This is a genomic window from Pseudoclavibacter sp. RFBA6 (assembly GCF_002931575.1).
GTDB classification, from domain to species: Bacteria; Actinomycetota; Actinomycetes; order Actinomycetales; family Microbacteriaceae; genus Pseudoclavibacter; species Pseudoclavibacter terrae.
Window position 1 is genome coordinate 322,464 of the sequence record NZ_PSUA01000010.1, and the last position, 21,327, is coordinate 343,790.

Sequence of the window (21,327 nt, forward strand, 5' to 3'; positions counted from 1 at the left end):
CATGGTCCGCTACTTCGCTGCCAGGCTCGCCCTGGGGATCCTGGTCCTCTGGGCGGCCTTCACGCTCTCGTTCCTCCTGCTCTACCTTCTCCCCGGTGACGCGGCCGCAGTGGCCGCGGCCGGTGGAGGTGAAGGCGCGGCCGATCCTGCGGCCGTCGAGGCGCTGCGTGCGGAGCTCGGGCTCGACGCCCCGTTCCACGAGCAGTACCTTGCGGCCCTCGGCGGGGCCCTGATGCTCGACTTCGGCAGCTCCGTCCAGAACGGCATCCCGGCAACCGAGGTACTTGCCCGCGCCCTCCCGTCGACGGCCACGCTCGCCGGCGCAGCGCTTGTCCTCTCCATCGTCGGCGGCGTCGGCCTCGCACTCGTCAGCAACCTCGTCCGGTCGTCCTGGCTGCGCGGCATCCTCCAGTCGCTGCCGTCGCTCGCCATCGCCGTCCCGACGTTCTGGCTGGGCCTGCTGCTCCTGCAGGTCTTCTCGTTCCAGCTCGGCTGGGTGCCGGCCTTCGGAAGCACCGGAATCGTCGGGCTCATCCTGCCCGCGCTCACGCTGTCCATCCCGACGGGGGCCTACCTCGCGCAGGTGCTGACGCGCAGCCTCCACGAGACGCTCGCGCGGCCGTTCGTCGAGCAGGCGAGGGCCAAGGGCGCGGGAGACACGCGCATCCTCGTCCGCCACGCTCTGCGCAACGCGGCCCTCCCGACCCTCACGATCGGCGGCGTGCTCGTGGGCCAGCTCCTCGCCGGCACCGTCGTCACCGAGACCGTCTTCTCCCGCGACGGCATCGGCCGCATGATCGTGACGGCCGTCGCGAACCGCGACATCCCGCTTGTCATGATCGCTGTCGTCTTCGCCGCGGTCGTGTTCGTCGTGACCAACCTCATCGTCGACGCGCTCTACCCGCTCATCGACCCGCGCCTGTCGCACTCCACGAAACAGCAGCGCCCCTCGTCGAAGGGGCGATCAACGCCCCCGCCGACGCCCGGGCTCGTCCCGAACGAGCCGGCTGCCGCGAGGAAGACCGAGGTCCCAGCATGAGCCAGCGTCTTCTCGAGACCGGGCCGGGCCTCGCCCCGCTCAGCCGCACGGAACGCTACGTCGCACCCAGCGCCCGGGACACCCAGGAACACCGCGACGCCCCGGACTGGCAAGAACAGAGAATCGCTGAGCGGACGCCGCAGCCGGTGCCCGAGGCGGTCAAGCCGTCGTCGTTCGCACGCTTCAGCGGCCTCCTGCGCCTGCCATCCCTCATCCTCGCGCTCGCCGTGCTCGCCACGGTCATCGCCTGGGCGATAATCCCGTCCGTCTTCACGCCGTACGACGCCATCAACGGCACGCTCCTCGACCGCCTGCAGCCGCCGAGCGCCGCGCACCCGTTCGGGACGGACAACCTCGGCCGTGACACGCTCGCTCGGTTCATCTACGGGTCGCAGACCACGCTCCTTGCCTCCGGCCTCGCCGTGGTCATCGCCCTCGGCACCGGCGCGCTCCTCGGCCTGCTCGCGGGGTACCTTCGCGGGTTCGTCGACGAGGCGATCATGCGGTTCATGGACGTCATCCTCGCGATCCCGGCGCTGCTGCTGTCCCTCACGATCATCACGGGACTCGGCTTCGGGACGCTCAACATCGCCATCGCGGTCGGCCTCGCCTCGACCGCGGCCTTCGCACGCATCATGCGCTCACAGGTGCTCTCGGTCGCGACGGCCGGCTACATCGAGGCCGCGAAGCTGTCAGGCGCCCGCTGGCCGAGCATCATCTTCCGCCAGGTGCTGCCCGCCGCGATCACCCCGGTGCTCGCGCTCGCCGCCATCGAGTTCGGCGCAGCCGTGCTCGCCATCTCCGCGCTCAGCTTCCTCGGCTTCGGCGCCCCGCCGCCCCAGCCCGAGTGGGGCGCGCTCATCTCCGAGGGCCGCGACTACCTGCAGGCCGCCTGGTGGCTCACGACGCTGCCCGGCCTCGTCATCGTCGCGGTCGTGCTCTCCACCGCCCGCCTCTCCCGCTGGCTCCAAGACCGAGGAGACCGCTCATGACCGCAACGCAGTCACCCACCGTCGGCGGGGCTCCTGCCGAGCCACTGCTCTCCGTGCGCGGCCTGCAGCTCGCCTACAAGGGGGCCACGACGCTCGCCGTCGCCGGCGTCTCCTTCGACGTCTACCCGGGCGAGCAGGTCGCGATCGTCGGCGAGTCCGGCTCCGGCAAGACGAGCGTCGCAAAGTCGATCGTCGACCTCCTCCCGTCGAGCACGGACGTCAGCGCGGATGCGCTCCGCTACGACGGACTCGACCTCACGGCCCTCACCCCGCTCGAGTGGCGCGCTGTGCGCGGCGCCCGCATCGGCCTCATCCCGCAGGACCCCTCAGCGTCGCTCAACCCGCTGCAGACGGTCGGCTCGCAGGTTGCCGAGGTGCTCCTCATCCACGGCCTCGCGACGAAGAAGGACGCTCGTGCGCGGGCCGTCGAGCTGCTGGCGGATGCGGGCATCCCGGACGCCGCGAAGCGCGCAGCCCAGTACCCGCACCAGTTCTCCGGCGGCATGCGGCAGCGCGTCCTCATCGCGTCAGCGCTCGCCGCCTCGCCTGGCCTCATCATCGCGGACGAGCCGACAAGCGCCCTCGACGTGACGGTCCAGCGCCAGATCCTCGACCTCATCGCGGAACGCGCCGCCGAGGCCTCAACGGCGGTGCTCTTCATCACCCACGACCTCGGCGTGGCCGCCGACCGTGCGGACCGCATCCTGGTCATGCAGCACGGCGCGATCGTCGAAGCGGGACCTGCCGCTGAGGTGCTCGAGGACCCGCAGCATCCATACACGAAGCGACTCGTCGCGGCGGCTCCGACGCGGAGCTCGACCAGGCTCGTGCCGGCGCAGGGCTCCCTCGCGGTAGACCGGAGCAGGCCCGTGCTCGAGGTCTCCGGCCTCAGCAAGGCCTTCCGGCTCCCAGGCGGGGCACGCGTGGATGCGACGAAGGACGTCGGGTTCTCGATCGCCCGCGGCGAGAGCTACGCGCTCGTCGGGGAATCGGGCTCCGGCAAGAGCACCACGGCGCGACTCGCGCTGCTGCTCGAACGGCCAGACCAGGGCAGCATTCGCCTCGACGGCGTCGAGGTCGCCGGAGCGCGAGGCGGCGCGCTCAGGGCCTTCCGTCGCAGGACGGGGCTGGTGCACCAGGACCCGTACTCCTCGCTCGACCCGCGGTTCACCGTCGCCGAGTCCATCGAGCAACCACTGCGCGCCTTCGGCGTCGGCGACAAGGCGTCGCGGCGAGCGCGCGTCCTCGAGCTGCTCGACGACGTCGCACTGCCCGAGAGCTTCGCCGAGCGGCGCTCCACGCAGCTCTCCGGCGGGCAGCGCCAGCGCGTGGCCATCGCCAGGGCGCTCGCGCTCAGGCCCGAGCTCATCGTGCTCGACGAGGCAGTGTCGGCGCTCGACGTCTCCGTGCAGGCACAGATCCTGCAGCTGCTGGTCGACCTGCAGGCGGAGCACTCGCTGAGCTACCTCTTCATCACCCACGACCTCGGCGTCGTGCGGCAGATCGCCGACAGGGTCGGCGTGCTCCGCCGGGGAGAGCTTCTGGAGGAGGGCACGGTCGACGAGGTCTTCGAGCGCAGCACCAACGACTACACGCGGGCGCTCGTCGACGCGATCCCGGGTGTGCGACCCGCCGAGCGAGTCCTGGAGGTCATCGCGTGACCTCCGCCGCCAGACTCGTCGACAGCGACAGCAGCAAGGGCGCGCGCTGCATCGCCGTGATCGGCGCGGGCCCGCGCGGCGCCGGACTCCTCGAACGCATCGTCGCCAACTACGACGCCGACCGCACCGGTCAGCTCGTCGTGCACCTCATCGACCCGCACCCGCCAGGCGCCGGGCGCATCTGGCGCGACGCGCAGTCCGGGCTCCTCAAGCTCAACTCGCTCGCGGCCGACGTCACGATGTTCACCGACGAGACGAGCACCATCGAGGGGCCCGTCCGCGAGGGGCCATCGCTGGTCGAGTGGGCGCAGCTCGCGACGCGCGGCGCGCTGCCCGGGTACGACCTCGACGCGGAAGTCCCGCAGCTCGCCGCGGAGATCCGGGCACTTGGTCCCGCGAGCTTCCCCACCAGGCGGCTCCAGAGCCGGTACCTCGGATGGTTCTTCGAGCAGGCCGCGGATGCCGCGCCGGAAGGGCTGACCGTGCTGGTGCACACCGCGCACGTGACAGGCGTCACGACGCTCGAGAACGGCTCCCAGCGGGTCGAGCTCGACACGGGCGACGGGCTCACGGTCGACGTGGTCGTCTACGCCCTCGGCCACTCGGGGACACGCGTCCACGAGGGCACCAGGACGGCCGAGCTCAGCGACTTCGCGGCGCGCCACGAGCTCGCATACGTGCCGCCCTCGTTCACTGCAGACGCCGACTTCAGCGCCGTTCGAGCAGGGGAGCCCGTCATCGTCCGCGGGCTCGGACTCGCCGCCGTGGACCTGCTCGTGCTCCTCACCGAGGGCCGGGGCGGGGCGTTCGTGCGGAGCCCGGACGAGGGACGCCTGACGTACCTACCTTCAGGACGCGAGCCGCGCATCCTCGTCGGCTCAAGGCGCGGCGTCCCGTACCACTCGAAGGTCACCAGCGTGCTGCAGGGAGAGCCATTCGAGACGCGCTACTTCACGCCGGACATCGCGCGGGAGGTCGTCGCGCGGCACGACATCCTCGACTTCCGCGCGCACTTCTGGCCGCTGCTCGCGAAGGAGATGCTCCACGGCTACTACCGGGAGCTGTTCACGGGCCACCCGGAGCGCGTCCGCATCTCCTGGGTCGAATTCCGGGCGGAGCTCGACCGTTTCGGCGCGCAGTCTCCAGAGCTGCACGACGCGGTCATCGCCGCGCTCGTCGACCCAAGCGACGAACTCGACATCGCGACCTTCGACCACCCCCTTCGCGGGGCCACCGCCACAGACGTCGGGTCGGTCTCAGCCTCGCTGCACGCGTACATTCGCGAGGATCTGCGACGCAGGAACCGGCAGGAGCACAGCGAGAGCCAGGGGCTCTTCCTCGCGCTCCTCTTCTCGTACATGACCTTCGTGGAGTTCCAGGACGCACCCAACTGGTCACCCGCATCCCTCGTGGGGGACGTGCGCGTCTGGTGGAAGGGCTTCTTCAGCTACGTCGCCTCCGGTCCACCCGGGCACCGCCTCGACGAGCTCCTCGCGCTCAGCGAAGCCGGTGTCGTCCACTTCCTCGGAGGCGACCTCCGAGTCTGGGAAGACGAGGAGACCGGGTCGTTCCGCGCGAGAGGCAGCACGCTCGAGCAGGAGGTCTCGGCCCGCGCGCTCATCGACGCCTGGCTCCCGGACTCCGACGTCGCGCACACCGACAACGACGCGCTGCGCCAGCTCCTCGCGTCCGGTGAGGGACGCGAGCGCGTCGCCGTCACGCCGGAGGGCAGCCTCGCCATCGGCGTCATCGAGGTACGACGCGCTGACTCGCGCATCGTGCGAGCCGACGGAACCGCGCATCCGCGACGGTTCGCCGTCGGTCCGTACACCTCGAATCCGTTCGTGGGCGCCTTCTCGCGCCCGAGGACCAACGCCGTGTCATTTCGCGAGAACGACGCCGTCGCGCTGAGTACCTTGAGACTTGTCGGCGACATCAGCAGAGAGAACCAGGATCGGGAGCAGCATGACCACGCAGCAGAGCACCACCACCGGAGACCAGTTCGGCAGGCGCTGGGCGGCCTGGCACGACAGTCGTGAACGCGCGGTCCGAGCACCGTACGGGCCCGCGGCGCTCGTCGCCACGAACTGGCTGGCCGACGGCATCGAACTCAAGCTCGACACCGTAGCGGGAGCCTGGACGATCACGGACGGGGCCGTCGTCGGCACGGGGCTCGCCTCGAGCGGGTACACCGACGCTTCCGGCGAGGCGGTCGGGGACCGGGTCGCGCTCACCGCGGGAGAGGAGCTCCGCGACGGCGAGCGCATCCTCCGTGCCTTCGCTCGAGACGACCAGCGGGCGCTTCGCGTGCTGGACCCGGGAGCTCCCGGACGCGCGGCGCTGCTCGGCATCGACAGCTACGCGCCCGGTGACGACTACGTCGTCTCCGCCACCTTCCGCCCGTCGACCGAGCAGGTCGACGTGCTCCAGGCCGACGGCTACGTCTCCAGGAAGGACCTCGGCGGGAAGCTCGACTTCACGCTGGGCGGAGCCCAGTTCTCGATCGACGCCGACCCCTCGGAGGCTGGCCTGCAGGTTGTCTTCGCGGATGCCACCAGCGGCGACGAGAGCTACCGTTTCCGGTTCCTCACCGTCCCAGCGCCAGAGGCCGATGGGTCGACGACGATCGACTTCAACCGCGCCTACCTGCCGCCGTGCGCTTTCAGCGACCAGTTCGTCTGCCCGACGCCCGCCGCAGACAACCGCCTCACGGTGCCGGTACGAGCGGGGGAGCGTAACGCCATCACGGCGTAGGACTCGACGTTCCCGGTTGGAGCCTCGTCCCGCTGGAGGTCGATTCGGGCACGGATCGACGGCGCCACGGCCGCAGGCCGCCCGCTCACTCCTCCGCGCCCCAGGGCTCCGGTTCGATGTCGCGACCGCGGATGCGATCGATCTCGCGCCGCTCGCGCTTCGTCGGCCTGCCGGCACCACGGTCGCGGAACGCGATGGGCGCGGCGAACTCCCGCGGGGGAGGCGGCGGCGAGTTGTCGATGAGAGCCTTCGCCGCGATCGGCGCGCCGACGCGCTTCTTGAGCAGCTGCTGCGCGACCAGGATCCGATCACGATCCGTGCGCACGCGAACCTCGTCGCCGACGTGGATGCGCTGGGCGGGCTTCGCCCGGTCGCCGTCGATCTTCACGTGCCCGGCCTTGCAGGCGGCCGTGGCGGCGCTGCGCGTCTTGAAGATGCGCACGGCCCAGAGCCAGACGTCGACGCGCACGGACGCGGGGCCGGCTTGTGGGGAGCCATGCTCGTCGGGGTCCATCCGCTGATGGTAGCGAGTCCGAGCTCGTCCGCGAATCGCGGTCCGCCGTCGGCGTACGACGCGACCATCCGGCGACACGCTGGCCCACCCAGTCGCTGGGGTGCTGCCGCTGAGAGAATGTGCGCATGGTGAGCAGAGAGCCGGAGGCCCCGATGCGGTGGGTGACGCTGCCGAACGCCATCTCGGTGGCTCGGCTGCTCGTCTTCGTGCCGCTCACGATCTGGCTCGCCGACGATGGCAGAGCACTCGCGGCGACCCTGAGCCTCGCTGCCTTCGGCGCGACCGACTGGATCGATGGGTTCCTCGCCCGCCGCCTCGGGCAGGTCTCACGGGTGGGGGAGGTCCTCGACCCGGTCGCGGACCGACTCGGCATCATCGCCATCGGCCTCGGGCTTGCCCTCCTGGGCTACTTCCCGTGGTTCGTCCTCATCACGATCTTCGTGTGCGACGTGGCTCTGCTCGTGATCGGGCTCACCCGCCTCGACCGCGTCCGCGAGGGGAGGGTCAACCTGCTCGGCAAGGCCAGGTCGGCGTTCATCATGGTCGCGATGCCGCTCCACCTGCTCTCCTACGCCGCTCAGGTGCCGGCTGAGCCCCTGCGCGGCATCACGTGGTGGATGCTCGCGATCGGCACGGTGCTGCACGTCGCCGCTGGTGCGGTCTACGCCGTCAGGTACCTGCGCCGCCGGGCTCCGTGACGAAGTCGATGAGCTCCTCGACGCGGCCGAGCAGCGACGGCTCCAGGTCGCGGTAGTCGCGGACCTGCTCGAGGATGCGCTGCCACGCTCTCGCGGTGTCCGCCTGCTCCTCGGCCGGCCAGCCGAGCGCCCGGCAGATGCCCTTCTTCCAGTCTTGCCCACGGGGGATGACCGGCCAGGCCTTGAGCCCGAGGCGCTCGGGCTTGACCGACTGCCACACGTCCACGTAAGGGTGCCCGACGACGCGGACGTGGGACGCGCCGAAGCGCTTCGTGATGTCGTCCGCGATGCGCTGCTCCTTGGAGCCCTTGACGAGGTGGTCGAGCAGCACGCCGACGCGCCGCGTCTGGCTCGGGCCGAAGACCGTGAGCACCTCGGCGAGGTGGTCGGCGCCCTGCAGGAACTCGACGACGACGCCGTCGATGCGGAGGTCGTGGCCCCAGACCTTCTCGACGAGCTCGGCGTCGTGCTTCCCCTCGACGAAGATGCGACCCGCCCTCGCGGTGCGGGCCTTCGCGTCCGCGACGTGGAACGACCCGGATGCGCTCCTCGCGCGCCCGGACGGCTGCTTGGCGACCGGAGGGCCGAGGAGGACCGGCTCGTCCTCGAGGAGGAAGATCGAATCGGCCGGGAAGGCCTTGCGCTGCCCGTCGAAGTCCAGCAGCGTCACGGTCTGCTTGTTGGCCGAGGCGAGGCGACCGTAGAAGCCCGTAGCGGCGTCCTCGAGCCACATGCCGCTCGCCATGGGGACCTTGCGCGTCAACGGGGCGGATTTGCGCGCCCGCATCTGTGCGACGGGATCACCGCCGTAGCGGTCGTCGGATGCGTTCTCGTCAGAAGAAGACAGGTGTGCCACCCAGGGAGTGTACGCCGAGGGTGAAAACCGGCAACGATTCGGTCGCTCGTTTCGACAACACTCAGTCGTCTGACGCACAATGGCTGGCGGTGCTTGTGCAGTTCACCGACCGGAATTCGGGCACCCCCGATTCCGCTACGCTTGAGCACCGACTCGAGGAGGCAAATATGGCTGGGTCTGACGCTGAGGCGCGAACCCCTGACGGCGACGGCGTCGTCGATGAACAGACGCAATCGTCGACGATGTCGTTCACTGGCGATTTCAGCGCGCAACTCGCCGCGCTCATCGCCGGCGGTGTCTCGAAGGAGGAGATGGAGTCGATCAGCGCCCTTCCCTCCGGCTCCGCGCTCCTGATCGTGCGCAGGGGCTCCAACGTCGGGGCCAGGTTCCTGCTCGACACCGACCTCCAGGTCGCCGGTCGCCACCCGAACGCTGAGATCTTCCTCGACGACGTCACCGTCTCTCGTCGTCACGCTGAGTTCACGAGGCACGGCCGCGAGTTCCACATGCGCGACCTCGGCTCGCTCAACGGCACCTACTACAACGGCGAGCGCATCAACTCCGCAGTGCTCACGAACGGCGGAGAGGTGCAGGTCGGCAAGTTCCGGCTCACGTTCTACAGCTCGCCGCTCGACACGAGCCTCACGTCCGCGTCTGCCGGGAACTGACGGTGGCCGCTATCGCGGCGGCTTCTTCCAGTGGACAGGGCCGCATGCTCAGCATCGGACAGGTCCTCCAGCGGCTGAACGTCGAGTTCCCCGAGCTGAGCCCGTCGAAGCTGCGGTTCCTCGAGGACAAGGGGCTCGTGCATCCCGAGCGCACGCCCAAGGGCTACCGCAAGTTCTCCGCCGCCGACGTCGCTCGGCTGCGCGAAGTGCTCACCATGCAGCGGGACCTCTACCTGCCGCTCAAGGTCATCGCGGAGTACTTCGACGCGCTCGACCGTGGACTCGAGCCAGAGCTGCCGGGTTCGAGGGCGCCGCAGCGGCAGACGATGCTCGCTGCCGGCACCGTGCTCGATCGCGCACAGCTCCTCGAGCGCTCCGGCGCGAAGCCCGCCCTCCTCGAGCAGGCAGTGAGCGCTGGGTTGATCCCGGCGGCCAGCCGGTACCAGGACGACGAGCTCACGATGCTGAGCACGCTCGTCGAACTGGAGAAGGTCGGTATCGAGCCGCGACACCTCCGACCGTTCCGCGCCGCAGCGCACCACGAGTTCGGTCTCATCGAGCAGGCCCTGTCGACAAGCACTCGACGGTCGCGTTCGGGTGGCGAGACGCTCGAGCGGGCCCACGAGCTGGCTGAGCACCTCGAATCCGTCCGGCGATCGCTCATCCGCCAGGCTGTCCGCGGTCGCAGGTAGCTTCACCCTCCACTTGAACGTCAAGCGGATTCGCACGGCGCGAGCTCTCGTCGCGACACGCCGCTGCTCGCATCCCGAAGCCCGAGATTCAGGGCGACACAGCTCGGGATCACATCGTTGTCGTTCGGAAGTAGCCGAGTCGCACGCGCTCCAATAGAATCAACTCAGACGGCTCGGGACTTACCTCAAGTTCCCCTGTGGTAAGACCCACTGCTTCCGCCCCAGTGCTACTGGGAGCTGAGCCAGTCGAAAACGTGTGAAAGGTGCAGGCATGAGCGAGCAGGGACAGGGCGACGCGCCAACCGGCGGCGAGTTGGTCTTCACCGACGGCATTCCGGACCTCGATCCGGGTTCCGGCTACCGCGGCGCCGTTGCCGCGCGGGCCGCCGGCATCACCTACCGCCAGCTCGACTACTGGGCTCGGACAGGCCTCGTCGAGCCGACCGTGCGCGGTGCGAAGGGGTCTGGCTCCCAGCGTCTCTACTCGTTCAGGGACATCCTCGTCCTCAAGCTCGTGAAGCGACTCCTCGAGACCGGCATCTCGCTGCAGCAGATCCGCACCGCAGTCGACCAGCTGCACGAGACCGGTGTCGTCGACCTCGCGCAGACGACCCTCATGTCCGACGGTGCGAGCGTGTATCTCTGCACCTCGAACGACCAGGTCATCGACCTCGTGCACCGCGGTCAGGGCGTCTTCGGTATCTTTGTCGGCCAGGTGCTCCGCGAGGTCGAATCGACGCTCGTGGACTTCGAGCAGCAGACCATCGACCCTGTTGACGAGCTCGCCGCTCGCCGCGCAAGTCGCGCCAGCTAGCCGCCGGACGCCGCGCCCTCGTTCTTCGACCGGCCCCGCTGACGCCCACGCGTCACCGGGGCTTCGTCGTTGGTGCCGGCGGCGTTCGCGTATGGGCCGAGACGCCCCGCGCGCATGATGCGCTCGAGGAGCGTGTCGAAGCTCGCGGCCATCTCCTCGGCGGAGCTCCCGGGCCACAGGTGCACGGGCTTCGCCGCGCCCGTGGCCTGCTGCAGCGACGTCCGCTCTGGCAATGCGGGGGAGAGGACAAGCGGTCCGAACATGTCGCGCAGCTCGCCGAGCCTGAACTGGTGCTCGATCGACTGATGCTTCGCTCGGTTGACGATGATGCCGAGCGGCTGCAGCCTCGGCGAGAGCTCGCGCCTGATCTCGTCCACGGCGCGCAGGGCGCGGTCCGCGGCCGCCACCGAGAAGAGTCCCGGCTCCGTCACGACGGCGACCCGGTCAGACGCAGCCCAGGCTGTCCTGGTGAGGGCGTTGAGGGATGGCGGGCAGTCGATGAGGACCAGGTCGTAGTCGGCTTCGACGATGGCCAGGGCCTCCTCGAGGCGCCAGATCTCGCGGATCGACGGGTTCGGAGTGTCGAAGCTCAGCGCTGCCGGGCTTCCGACCATGAGGTCGATGACGCCGTGGCCGCCCTCGCCCCACGACGAGCGGGCGATCGCGGCTCGCACGGTGCTCGGCTTGGGAGAGCGGAGCACGTCGGCGATCGTGGCGCCATCCTGCGCGCGCGCGTCGAGCCCGGTCGAGACATCCGACTGCGGGTCGAGGTCGACGACGAGGGTTCTGAGCCCGCGGGCCCATGCGGCGGAAGCGAGGCCAAGGGTCACCGTGGTCTTGCCGACGCCGCCCTTGAGGGAACTGATGCTGAGGACGAACACCAGCCCAGGCTACATTCACTAGGCTGGCGTCACGTTGCTGCATGCCCCTGTCGTTGTTGTCGGAAGGTGGAACACCGGTGTTCAAGAAGATCCTGGTTGCCAATCGAGGCGAGATCGCCATTCGCGCATTCCGTGCTGCCGTGGAGCTCGGAGCCCGGACGGTGGCGGTGTACCCCTACGAGGACCGCAACTCGCTTCACCGCCTGAAAGCTGACGAGGCATACCAGATCGGCACCGTGGGACAGCCGGTCCGGGCCTACCTCGACGTCGCGGAGATCCTGCGAGTCGCGAAGGAATCCGGCGCAGACGCGATCTACCCCGGCTACGGTTTCCTGAGTGAGAACCCAGAACTCGCGCGGGCCGCCCAGGAGGCGGGGATCGCCTTCATCGGGCCGCCCCCTCGGGTCCTCGAATCCGCCGGCAACAAGGTCACGGCCAAGAACCAGGCGATCGCCGCGGGGGTGCCGGTGCTCGCTTCGAGCCAGCCCTCCACCGACCTCGACGCGCTGTGCGCCGCCGCCGACGAGATCGGCTTCCCGATCTTCGCCAAGGCGGTCGCGGGCGGAGGCGGGCGGGGGATGCGCCGCGTCGAACGCCCGGAGGATCTGCGCGAAGCGCTCGAGTCCGCGATGAAGGAGGCGGACAGCGCCTTCGGCGACCCCACCATGTTCGTCGAGCAGGCTGTGCTCCGTCCGCGCCATATCGAAGTCCAGATCCTCGCCGACGAGCACGGCAACGTCGTGCACCTCTTCGAGCGCGACTGCAGCGTCCAGCGACGCCACCAGAAGGTCGTCGAGATCGCTCCTGCGCCCAACCTCTCGCAGGAGGTGCGGGAGCAGCTGTACGCCGACGCGGTCGCCTTCGCCAAGTCCATCGACTACGTGAACGCCGGCACCGTCGAGTTCCTGCTCGACACGGCGGGCCCACGAGCCGGGCAGCACGTGTTCATCGAGATGAACCCGCGCATCCAGGTCGAGCACACGGTCACCGAGGAGGTGACGGATGTCGACCTCGTGCAGGCGCAGATGCGCGTCGCCTCTGGCGAGCGCCTCGATGACATGGGGCTCGAGCAGCACCAGCTGGAGCTGCACGGCTTCGCGCTGCAGTGCAGGATCACGACCGAGGACCCGTCCCAGGGGTTCCGGCCGGACACGGGCGTCATCACGACCTACCGCTCAGCCGGAGGTTCCGGCATCCGCATCGACGGCGGCACCATCGCGACGGGAGCCGAGGTGCTGCCGCACTTCGACTCGATGCTCATGAAGCTCACGGCCCGCGGGCGCGACTTCCCGGCCGCGGTGCGGCGCGCACGACGCGCGCTGTCCGAGTTCCGCATCCGAGGCGTCGCCACGAACATCCCCTTCCTCCTCGGTGTGCTCGACGATCCCGACTTCCAGCGCGGCGACGTCGCGACCGACTTCATCGAGAAGCGCCCAGGCCTGCTCGAGTACCGTCGCCCCGGCGACCGCGGCACGAAGATCGTGAACTGGCTCGCCGACGTCACGGTCAACGCGCCACACGGCGTGCGCCCGACTTCCGTCGAGCCGCGGACGAAGCTGCCCGCGCTCGACACCTCCGTCCCGCTTCCCGACGGGCGGCGGCAGGAGCTCCTGGACCTCGGCCCCACGGGGTTCGCAGCCCAGCTCCGCTCCGAGAAGCGCCTCGCGGTCACAGACACCACCTTCCGTGACGCCCACCAGTCGCTGCTCGCGACGCGCGTCCGCACCCGCGACCTCGTCACAGCGGCGCCCTACCTCGCGAGGCTCACACCCGAGCTGCTCTCTATCGAGGCCTGGGGCGGCGCGACCTACGACGTCGCGCTCCGCTTCCTCGGCGAGGAGCCGTGGGAGCGCCTCGCGAGTCTCCGCGAAGCCGTCCCGAACATCCCCCTCCAGATGCTGCTGCGGGGCCGCAACACCGTCGGCTACACGCCGTACCCGGAGGCCGTGACGAAGGCGTTCGTCCACGAGGCGACCGCGACCGGTGTCGACATCTTCCGCATCTTCGATGCCCTCAATGACGTCTCCCAGATGCGGCCCGCGGTCGAAGCGGTCCTGGAGACGGGAACGGCTGTCGCCGAGGTCGCTCTCTGCTACACGGGCAACCTCGCCGACCCCGACGAGCCGTTCTACACGCTCGACTACTACCTGCGCCTCGCGGAGCAGATCGTCGACGCGGGCGCCCACATCATCGCCATCAAGGACATGGCCGGGCTGCTCCGTCCGCAGGCAGCCTCGAAGCTGGTCACCGCGCTCCGCGACCGTTTCGATCTGCCCGTGCATCTGCACACGCACGACACGGCTGGCGGACAGCTCGCCACACTCCTCGCCGCCAGCGAGGCTGGCGTCGACGCCGTCGACGTCGCGAGTGCCCCCATGTCGGGCACGACCAGCCAGGCGAGCCTCTCCGCGCTCGTCGCCTCCCTCGAGCACACCGAGCGGGACACCGGCATCAGCCTCACGAACGTCACAGACCTCGAGCCCTACTGGGAAGCGGTCAGGCTCGTCTACCGTCCCTTCGAATCCGGGCTCCCGGGCCCGACCGGTCGTGTCTACAAGCACGAGATCCCGGGAGGTCAGCTGTCGAACCTCAGGCAGCAGGCCATCGCGCTCGGCCTTGCGGACCAGTTCGAGCGCATCGAGGACATGTACGACGCAGCCGACAAGATCCTCGGCCGCATCCCGAAGGTCACGCCGTCCTCGAAGGTCGTGGGCGACTTGGCCCTGCACCTCGTGGCCGTGGGCGCAGACCCGGCCGATTTCGCGGAGAACCCCGGAAAGTACGACATTCCGGATTCGGTCATCGGCTTCATGGCCGGTGAGCTCGGGGAGCTGCCGGCCGGATGGCCGGAGCCGTTCCGCAGCAAGGTGCTCGAGGGACGCGACGTCAGGATCGAAGTCACACCGCTCTCCGACGCCGACGAGGCAGGACTGGCGGGGGACAGCCTCGAGCGCAGACGGACCCTCAACCGCCTCCTGTTCCCGCAGCCGACGGCGAGCTACGAGGACACCGTCCGGCTCTTCGGCGACCTCTCCGTGCTCGACACCCTCGACTACCTGTACGGGCTCGAACCGGGAGAGGAGCACGTCATCCACATCGGCAAGGGCGTGCAGCTCTTCGTCGGGCTCGAAGCCATCGGCGAGCCGGACGCGGACGGCATGCGCACGGTCATGGCGACGCTCAACGGGCAGCTGCGTCCGGTCTTCGTCCGCGACCGCAGCATCAAGGTCGACACCATCGAACGTGAGAAGGCCGACAGTGGCAACCCCGGTCACGTCGCCGCGCCGTTCTCCGGAGTCGTGACGCTCCGCGTCGAGGTCGGCGAACGTGTGGCGCAGGGGCAGACCGTCGCGACCATCGAGGCCATGAAGATGGAGGCCGGCATCACGGCCCCTGTCGCGGGCGTCGTCGAGCGCCTCGCCATCTCCTCGCCGCTCGAGGTCGGCAACGGCGACCTGCTGGTCGTCGTCCGCCCTGGCGCTGAGCGTGCAGATGACTGAGCGCCCGGTCGCCGAGCACTTCGACCTGCTCATCATCGGCGCAGGCTCCGGCAACACGCTCCCACCAGGTGACGAGGGCGGGCCGAAGACGGCCATCGTCGATGACGGTCCGCACTTCGGCGGCACGTGCCTCAACGTCGGGTGCATTCCCACGAAGATGTTCGTGCACGTCGCCGACGTGGTTCGAAACGCACGGGATGCGCAGCGGCTGGGCGTCCATGACGTCCGCCTGCGTCCGTCATGGCCGGAGGTGCGCGACCGCGTCTTCGGGCGGATCGACCAGATCAGCGAGGGCGGGGAGAGCTACCGGGAGCACGGGAACCCGCGGGTGACGCTCGTGCGCGAGCGCGTCGAGATGCTCGGTGACCGCGAGGTGCTGACCGCCTCCGGGCGAAGGCTGAGCGCGGAGACGCTGGTCATCGCTGCGGGCAGCCGGGCACGCCACCACGATGTGGTGCCCCTCAGCTCGCCGCTCGTGCACACGTCGGACACGATCATGCGCATCGACGATGTGCCGCGCCGCCTCGCGATCATCGGCGGTGGGTCGATCGCATCGGAGTTCGCGCATGTCTTCAGCGCCTTCGGCTCCGAGGTCACGCAGCTCGTGCGCGGGCGCGTGCTCTCCTCGCTCGACGCGGACGTCGCCGCGACGTTCACGGAGGCAGCCCGCGAGCGTTGGCGTGTCGAGACCGGCACCTCCGTCGTCGACTTCTCCGAGGACGGTCGAGTCGCGACGCTCACGACCGACGCGGGGGAGCGGATCCAGGTCGACGCCGTGCTGGTGGCAATCGGCCGCATCCCCAACACGGACACGCTCGGCACCTACGAGGTCGGCTTCGACCACCACGATGACGGCCGGTTGCGAGTGGACGCCTACCAGCGTGTGCTGCGTGACGGCCACCCGGTCCCCGGAGTGTTCGCGCTCGGTGACATCGACTCGGAGCACCAGCTCAAGCACGTCGCCAACCACGAGGCGAGAGTCGTCGCGCACAACATCGCTGTCGAGTCCGGGCGCCGTCTCATGAAGAACACGCTGGGCCCCGTGCCGGACGTGGTCTTCACCGACCCCCAGATCGCGAGCTTCGGAGTGACGCTCGAGCGCGCCGAGCAACTGGGCTACGACGCCTTCGAGGTCATGAACCACTACGGTTCCACCGCGTGGGGCTGGGCGCTCGAAGACCAGCGGAGCTTCTGTAAACTCGTCATCGCGCGGGGCAGCGCGACCATCCTCGGGGCACACATCGTGGGTCCGGATGCGGCGGTCCTGCTCCAGCCCCTCGTCCTCGCGGCGAGCTTCGGGCATTCCATCAGGGGCCTCGCGCGTGGCCAGTACTGGCCTCACCCCGCAGCGAGCGAGGTGGTCGAGAACGCGCTGCTGCGCGCCGAGGAGGAACTGTGACCGTTCGCCCCATCCGCTACTACGGTGACCCGGTGCTCCGCACGCCCGCCGAGCAGATCACCGTGATCGATGACCGCATCCGCAGCCTCGTCACCGATCTGCTGGACACGACATCGCTCGAGGGGAGGGCCGGCGTCGCCGCGCCGCAGATCGGCGTGGGACTCGCGGCCTTCTCGTACAACATCGACGGTGCGACCGGCTACGTGCTCAACCCGGTGCTCGAGAGCGCCTGGGGCGAGCTCGACGAGATCGACGAAGGCTGCTTGTCGGTTCCTGGGCTCTGGAACAAGACATCGCGGTACGAGCACGCGCGTGTGACCGGCATCGACCTGGACGGCGAGCCCGTGGTGCTCGAGGGTTCCGGGCTCATGGCGCAGATGCTGCAGCACGAGACCGACCACCTCAAGGGCGTGGTCTACATCGACACGCTGGCTCCGGAACACCGGAAGGCAGCGATGCGCGAGATCCGCGGCAGCGAGTGGTTCGCGCCGGCGACGGCGGCCAGTGCGTCCAAGGCAGGCACGAGTGCAGCAAGCGCCTTCGGCCGCCCGACTCGCTGAGGGGCATGGCCGAAGGCGCAGGATCGCTGCTCTGCCGATCTACTTGAGCGTGATGCCCTGCGTCGCGGGGGCTGCGTTGTAGATGCCCTCAATGATGCCTCGATACTTCTCGAGGATCACGTGGCGCTTGATGGACATCTTCGGCGTGAGCGTTCCGTTGGCTTCCGTGAACTCCCCGTCGAGCACGACGAACTTGCGGATCGACTCGGCCCGCGAGACGCGCGTGTTCGCGCGATCGACCGCGTGCTGGATCTCGGCGAGTACCTTGGGGTGCTCGGCCGCCTGGGCGACCGTGAGCTCCGGGTTCTCGCCGTTGTTGCTCAGCCAGGTCTTCAGCATCTCCGGGTCGAGCGTCACGAGCGCGGAGATGAACGGACGCTGGTCCCCGACGACCACGATCTGCCCGACGAGGGGGTCGGCGCGAATCGGGTCCTCGAGCGCCGCGGGGGAGACGTTCTTCCCGCCGGAGGTGACGATGATCTCCTTGATGCGACCGGTCACCGTGATGTAGCCGTCATCGTCGATCGAGCCGAGGTCCCCGGTCTTGAACCACTCGCCGTCGAACGCCGCAGCGGTCGCCTCTGGGTTCTTCCAGTACTCGCGGAAGACGTTGATGCCCTTGACCTGCAGCTCGCCGTGCTCGTCCGTGCGCACTGCGACGCCGGGCAGCGCGGGGCCGACGGTCCCGATCTTGGACTTCTCGGCGAGGTTCACGGACGCGGGGGCCGTCGTCTCGGTGAGGCCGTAGCCCTCGAGGATGTTCACGCCGATGGCGCGGTAGAAGTGGCCGAGGCGCGAGCCGAGCGGGGCCGAGCCGGAGACGGCGTGCTTGACGCGCCCGCCCATCACTTCCCGCAGCTTCGAGTAGACGAGCTTGTCGAAGAGCTTGTACTGGAGCCCGAGCACGAGGGGCGTGCGCCCGGCGTCCTGCGACTCCGAGTAGCGCACGGCGACATCGGCCGCCTTCCGGAAGATCTTGCCGCGGCCGCCGGCCTCTGCCTTCTGCTCCGCGGAGTTGTAGACCTTCTCGAACACGCGGGGCACCGCGAGCAGGAAGGTCGGGTGGAACGTGCCGAGGGACTCCACGAGCTTCGTGGTGTCGTGCTGGTGCCCCACCTTCACGCCGCCGTAGATGCAGAGCACGGAGATGAAGCGGGCGAAGATGTGGGCGAGCGTGATGAACAGCACGGTGGATGCGCCAGGGTAGATGAGCGCGCCGAGCGGGCCCTTGACGTTCCGGCAGAGCTCGACGAAGTTCGAGTGCGTGATGACGCAGCCCTTGGGTCGTCCCGTGGAGCCTGACGTGTAGATGAGCGTCGCGATGTCGTCGCCGTTCGCGATGGAGCGCCTGCGCTCGATCTCCGCATCGTCGACGCCAGCTCCGAGGCGGATGAGCTCCTCGATGGCACCAGCGTGCAGGGCGTAGCGCACGCGCAGCGTCGAGACGGTGTCGGCGATCTCGTCGAGCTTGTCGTCGTGCTCGGCGAGCTCGGAGATGATGCCGACGGCCTCCGAGTCCTCGAGGATCCACTCGATCTGGGCAGAGGAGCTCGTCTCGTAGACGGGGACCATGACGGCGCCCGCGTACCAGAGCGCGAAATCGACGAGCGTCCACTCGTAGTTGGTCTTCGCGACGAACGCGATGCGCTCGCCGACCTCGACGCCCGCGGCGACGAAGCCCTTCGCGAGCTCGTTCACCTTGGCGTGGAACTCCTTGACGGAGACATCGCGCCAGCGATCGCCGTCCGGCAGTCCGAAGAGGGCGAGATCCGGCGATTCTCGAAGTCGGTACTGGAGCAGGTCGGTGGTGTTCCAGCTCGGCTCCGGGCTGACTACGGCGGGGGTCTCGGATAGCTTCATTGCAACTCCTGAGTGTGGTCCTGGTCGTGAGCCGCCTGAACGTCCATCGGCCAGTGTCGTCCGGCTTCACGTCCAGTGGCCTCCAACACTACCGTTTCGGACACGGCGAGCGGCGCACCGGTGCGTGGCATGTCCCGAGTACACTGATGTGCCATCGCCTATCGGGAGGCCACGCATGTTGTATTGGGTGCTCAAGCATCTCTTCGCAGGGCCCTTGGTGCGCGCGACGTTCCGTCCGTGGGTTCGAGGAATCGAGAACATCCCCGCGAAGGGGCCGGTCATCCTGGCGTCGAACCATCTCTCGGTCGTCGACTCGTTCTTCATGCCGCTCTCGATCGACCGTCGCGTCTACTTCCTCGCGAAGAAGGAGTACTTCACGGGCACCGGCATCAAGGGTTGGCTGACCGCGCAGTTCTTCAAGTCAACCGGGATGCTCCCTATCGATCGAGGCGGCGGAGCCGCGAGCGAGGCGTCGCTCCAGACCGGGCTCCGCGTCCTCAGCGAGGGCCGCGTCCTCGGTATCTATCCGGAGGGCACGCGCAGCCCGGACGCGCGCATGTTCCGAGGCCGGACGGGCATCGCCCGGATGATCATGCAGGCGGACAAGCCGGTGACCGTCGTGCCGGTCGTGATGGTCGACACCGAGCGTGTCCTGCCGATCGGTGCGAAGGTGCCGCGGCTGCGCAAAGTCGGCATGGTGTTCGGCGAGCCGCTCACCTTCACTCGCTATGAGGGCATGGCGGCTGATCGGTTCGTGCTCCGCTCCATCACGGACGAGATCATGAGCGAGCTGCACGCCCTCAGCAACCAGGACTATCGCGACATCTACGCCTCGTCCATCCGAACCAAGATGGATGCAGAGGCAAAGGCGCTCGCCGCGGCGCAGAAGCCCTGAACGCGCGAGAGCCCGTGATTGCTGTCAGCGATCAGACGAGCAGAGCGCGCGCTGCCCCGGGTAGTGTCGGGCCGTCCGGCGTGAGATTCAGAACAACCAGTGCTGCAGCGCGTGAGCTGTCAGCGTGAGATCCGAGACATGAGATCAGAGAAGCGAGCATGAGCCAATTCACCTCCACCCGCACAGAGTCGATCCCGACGCCCCCCGGCGTGCTCGAGGGCCTCGACGCCTGGCGCGAGCTGCCGATCAGGCAGCAGCCGCAGTGGGGCGACGCGACGAAGGTCGCGAGCGTCTCCGGTGAGCTCGCGTCCCTGCCGCCGCTCGTCTTCGCGGGCGAGGTCGACAGGCTGCGCGATCGCATCGCCACTGCCGCGGCGGGCCAGGCGTTCGTCCTCCAGGGTGGCGACTGCGCCGAGACCTTCGCGGGGGCGACCGCCGACAAGATCCGAGCGCGCGTGCGCACGATCCTGCAGATGGCTGTCGTGCTGACCTACGGTGCCTCGATGCCCGTCGTCAAGATGGGCCGGATGGCCGGGCAGTTCGCGAAGCCCCGCTCGAGCGACAACGAGACGCGCGGCGACGTGACGCTACCCGCCTACCGCGGCGACATCGTCAACGACTTCGACTTCACGACGGAGGGTCGGACACCGGACCCCGAGCGCATGCTCCGCGGCTACCACACGGCTGCATCCACGCTGAACCTCGTCCGCGCGTTCACGACTGGCGGCTTCGCCGACCTCCGCGAGGTGCACTCCTGGAACCAGGGCTTCGCCGCGAACCCGGCGAACGCGCGCTACGAGCAGCTCGCCGCGGAGATCGATCGCGCCGTCCGCTTCATGGCGGCCGCTGGCGCCGACTTCTACGCGCTGCGCGACGTCGAGTTCTTCGTGGGCCACGAGGGACTCCTCATGGACTACGAGCGCCCCATGACCCGCATCGACTCGCGGACCGGCCAGCCCTACGACACCTCAGGCCACTTCATCTGGATCGGCGAGCGAACGCGTGACCTCGACGAGGCGCACGTCGACTTCTTCAGCCGCGTCAAGAACCCGATCGGCGTGAAGCTCGGGCCCTCGACGACGCCGGACACCATGCTGCGGCTCATCGACAAGATCGACCCGAACCGTGAGCCCGGGCGCCTGACGTTCATCACGCGCATGGGTGCCGGCAAGATCCGCGACGCCCTCCCGCCCCTGCTCGAGGCCATCAAGGGCGCAGACGCGCAGCCGCTGTGGATCACCGATCCGATGCACGGCAACGGCATCACCACCCCGAGCGGCTACAAGACGCGTCGCTTCGATGACGTCGTCGACGAGGTCAAGGGCTTCTTCGAGGCGCACCGCGCCGCGGGGACGCACCCGGGTGGCATCCACGTGGAGCTCACGGGTGACGACGTGACCGAGTGCCTCGGCGGCTCCGAGCAGATCGACGAGAAGACGCTCGAGACCCGCTACGAGTCGCTCTGCGACCCGCGCCTCAACCACATGCAGTCCCTCGAACTCGCGTTCCTGGTGGCAGAGGAGCTCCGCGCCGCGAAGCGCTGA

The 21,327-nt window shown here is 69.1% G+C and carries 18 protein-coding genes; 14 read left to right on the top strand and 4 right to left on the bottom strand.

Annotation, left to right across the window (positions count from 1 at the left end; translation table 11 throughout):
* The first annotated feature begins 1 nt into the window (after window position 1).
* Genes C5C17_RS07810 through C5C17_RS07830 form a run of 5 tightly spaced genes read left to right on the top strand, consistent with a single transcriptional unit; the run spans window position 2 to window position 6,446 of the window.
* Window positions 2–1,039 (top strand): ABC transporter permease, encoded by a 1,038-nt coding sequence (locus tag C5C17_RS07810; protein ID WP_104252803.1) that lies wholly within the window; start codon window positions 2–4, stop codon window positions 1,037–1,039.
* Window positions 1,036–2,031, top strand: a complete 996-nt coding sequence (locus C5C17_RS07815; RefSeq protein WP_104252804.1) for an ABC transporter permease — start codon at window positions 1,036–1,038, stop codon at window positions 2,029–2,031. The genes C5C17_RS07810 and C5C17_RS07815 overlap by 4 nt, the downstream gene beginning before the upstream one ends.
* The gene (locus C5C17_RS07820) at window positions 2,028–3,692 is read left to right on the top strand and encodes an ABC transporter ATP-binding protein (protein WP_104252805.1); all 1,665 of its coding nucleotides are present in this window, start codon (window positions 2,028–2,030) and stop codon (window positions 3,690–3,692) included. The genes C5C17_RS07815 and C5C17_RS07820 overlap by 4 nt, the downstream gene beginning before the upstream one ends.
* Window positions 3,689–5,731: an FAD/NAD(P)-binding domain-containing protein gene (locus tag C5C17_RS07825; RefSeq protein WP_219820487.1), complete on the top strand. Its 2,043-nt coding sequence runs from the start codon at window positions 3,689–3,691 to the stop codon at window positions 5,729–5,731. Before C5C17_RS07820 ends, C5C17_RS07825 begins: the two co-directional genes overlap by 4 nt.
* A complete protein-coding gene (locus tag C5C17_RS07830; RefSeq protein WP_104252806.1) occupies window positions 5,658–6,446 on the top strand; it encodes a DUF1684 domain-containing protein in 789 nt (262 codons plus the stop codon). The genes C5C17_RS07825 and C5C17_RS07830 overlap by 74 nt, the downstream gene beginning before the upstream one ends.
* An 85-nt stretch (window positions 6,447–6,531) precedes the next feature.
* On the opposite strand, the gene C5C17_RS07835 is transcribed toward C5C17_RS07830, so the two are convergent.
* Complete coding sequence (locus C5C17_RS07835) at window positions 6,532–6,960, bottom strand: RNA-binding S4 domain-containing protein (protein ID WP_104252807.1); 429 nt, start codon at window positions 6,958–6,960, stop codon at window positions 6,532–6,534.
* A 125-nt stretch (window positions 6,961–7,085) separates the two neighbouring features.
* Between C5C17_RS07835 and C5C17_RS07840 the strand changes: the two genes are divergently transcribed.
* Window positions 7,086–7,658, top strand: coding sequence for a CDP-alcohol phosphatidyltransferase family protein (locus C5C17_RS07840; protein ID WP_104252808.1), 573 nt, complete (start codon window positions 7,086–7,088; stop codon window positions 7,656–7,658).
* Here C5C17_RS07840 and C5C17_RS07845 read toward each other — a convergent pair.
* Entirely contained in the window at window positions 7,630–8,445 is an 816-nt protein-coding gene (locus C5C17_RS07845) for a DUF3097 family protein (protein ID WP_104252968.1), read from the bottom strand. The two genes, C5C17_RS07840 and C5C17_RS07845, sit on opposite strands and share 29 nt — an antisense overlap.
* 236 nt (window positions 8,446–8,681) lie before the next feature.
* On the opposite strand from C5C17_RS07845, the gene C5C17_RS07850 reads away from it, so the two are divergent.
* From C5C17_RS07850 to C5C17_RS07860, 3 genes are all read left to right on the top strand, one after another.
* Entirely contained in the window at window positions 8,682–9,182 is a 501-nt protein-coding gene (locus tag C5C17_RS07850) for an FHA domain-containing protein (RefSeq protein ID WP_104252809.1), read from the top strand.
* 44 nt (window positions 9,183–9,226) lie between these two features.
* A complete protein-coding gene (locus C5C17_RS07855) occupies window positions 9,227–9,874 on the top strand; it encodes a MerR family transcriptional regulator (protein ID WP_104252810.1) in 648 nt (215 codons plus the stop codon).
* 271 nt (window positions 9,875–10,145) lie between these two features.
* Window positions 10,146–10,688, top strand: a complete 543-nt coding sequence (locus C5C17_RS07860; RefSeq protein ID WP_104252811.1) for a MerR family transcriptional regulator — start codon at window positions 10,146–10,148, stop codon at window positions 10,686–10,688.
* Here C5C17_RS07860 and C5C17_RS07865 read toward each other — a convergent pair.
* Window positions 10,685–11,569 carry a ParA family protein gene (locus tag C5C17_RS07865; protein WP_104252812.1) on the bottom strand — a complete coding sequence of 295 codons (885 nt, stop codon included), beginning with the start codon at window positions 11,567–11,569 and terminating at the stop codon, window positions 10,685–10,687. The two genes, C5C17_RS07860 and C5C17_RS07865, sit on opposite strands and share 4 nt — an antisense overlap.
* A 77-nt stretch (window positions 11,570–11,646) precedes the next feature.
* Between C5C17_RS07865 and C5C17_RS07870 the strand changes: the two genes are divergently transcribed.
* Genes C5C17_RS07870 through def form a run of 3 tightly spaced genes read left to right on the top strand, consistent with a single transcriptional unit; the run spans window position 11,647 to window position 17,028 of the window.
* Window positions 11,647–15,069 carry a pyruvate carboxylase gene (locus C5C17_RS07870; RefSeq protein ID WP_104252813.1) on the top strand — a complete coding sequence of 1,141 codons (3,423 nt, stop codon included), beginning with the start codon at window positions 11,647–11,649 and terminating at the stop codon, window positions 15,067–15,069.
* A complete protein-coding gene (locus tag C5C17_RS07875) occupies window positions 15,062–16,468 on the top strand; it encodes a mycothione reductase (RefSeq protein ID WP_181028521.1) in 1,407 nt (468 codons plus the stop codon). The genes C5C17_RS07870 and C5C17_RS07875 overlap by 8 nt, the downstream gene beginning before the upstream one ends.
* Window positions 16,465–17,028, top strand: coding sequence for a peptide deformylase (gene def, locus C5C17_RS07880; protein ID WP_104252815.1), 564 nt, complete (start codon window positions 16,465–16,467; stop codon window positions 17,026–17,028). The genes C5C17_RS07875 and def overlap by 4 nt, the downstream gene beginning before the upstream one ends.
* A gap of 39 nt (window positions 17,029–17,067) precedes the next feature.
* On the opposite strand, the gene C5C17_RS07885 is transcribed toward def, so the two are convergent.
* Complete coding sequence (locus C5C17_RS07885) at window positions 17,068–18,888, bottom strand: long-chain fatty acid--CoA ligase (protein ID WP_104252816.1); 1,821 nt, start codon at window positions 18,886–18,888, stop codon at window positions 17,068–17,070.
* A 175-nt stretch (window positions 18,889–19,063) separates the two neighbouring features.
* On the opposite strand from C5C17_RS07885, the gene C5C17_RS07890 reads away from it, so the two are divergent.
* Together C5C17_RS07890 and C5C17_RS07895 are read left to right on the top strand one after the other, a co-directional pair.
* Window positions 19,064–19,783, top strand: a complete 720-nt coding sequence (locus C5C17_RS07890) for a 1-acyl-sn-glycerol-3-phosphate acyltransferase (protein ID WP_104252817.1) — start codon at window positions 19,064–19,066, stop codon at window positions 19,781–19,783.
* Between the two features lie 158 nt (window positions 19,784–19,941).
* Window positions 19,942–21,327, top strand: coding sequence for a class II 3-deoxy-7-phosphoheptulonate synthase (locus C5C17_RS07895; protein ID WP_104252818.1), 1,386 nt, complete (start codon window positions 19,942–19,944; stop codon window positions 21,325–21,327).

Coding starts and splice junctions, on each gene's coding strand:
- C5C17_RS07815 (WP_104252804.1), top strand. CDS start 1,036: ATGAGCCAGCGTCTTCTCGAGACCGGGCCGGGCCTCGCCCCGCTCAGC.
- C5C17_RS07860 (WP_104252811.1), top strand. CDS start 10,146: ATGAGCGAGCAGGGACAGGGCGACGCGCCAACCGGCGGCGAGTTGGTC.
- C5C17_RS07850 (WP_104252809.1), top strand. CDS start 8,682: ATGGCTGGGTCTGACGCTGAGGCGCGAACCCCTGACGGCGACGGCGTC.
- C5C17_RS07840 (WP_104252808.1), top strand. CDS start 7,086: ATGGTGAGCAGAGAGCCGGAGGCCCCGATGCGGTGGGTGACGCTGCCG.
- C5C17_RS07895 (WP_104252818.1), top strand. CDS start 19,942: ATGAGCCAATTCACCTCCACCCGCACAGAGTCGATCCCGACGCCCCCC.
- C5C17_RS07810 (WP_104252803.1), top strand. CDS start 2: ATGGTCCGCTACTTCGCTGCCAGGCTCGCCCTGGGGATCCTGGTCCTC.
- C5C17_RS07890 (WP_104252817.1), top strand. CDS start 19,064: ATGTTGTATTGGGTGCTCAAGCATCTCTTCGCAGGGCCCTTGGTGCGC.
- C5C17_RS07885 (WP_104252816.1), bottom strand. CDS start 18,888: ATGAAGCTATCCGAGACCCCCGCCGTAGTCAGCCCGGAGCCGAGCTGG.
- C5C17_RS07855 (WP_104252810.1), top strand. CDS start 9,227: ATGCTCAGCATCGGACAGGTCCTCCAGCGGCTGAACGTCGAGTTCCCC.
- C5C17_RS07845 (WP_104252968.1), bottom strand. CDS start 8,445: ATGCGGGCGCGCAAATCCGCCCCGTTGACGCGCAAGGTCCCCATGGCG.
- C5C17_RS07875 (WP_181028521.1), top strand. CDS start 15,062: ATGACTGAGCGCCCGGTCGCCGAGCACTTCGACCTGCTCATCATCGGC.
- C5C17_RS07830 (WP_104252806.1), top strand. CDS start 5,658: ATGACCACGCAGCAGAGCACCACCACCGGAGACCAGTTCGGCAGGCGC.
- C5C17_RS07820 (WP_104252805.1), top strand. CDS start 2,028: ATGACCGCAACGCAGTCACCCACCGTCGGCGGGGCTCCTGCCGAGCCA.
- C5C17_RS07835 (WP_104252807.1), bottom strand. CDS start 6,960: ATGGACCCCGACGAGCATGGCTCCCCACAAGCCGGCCCCGCGTCCGTG.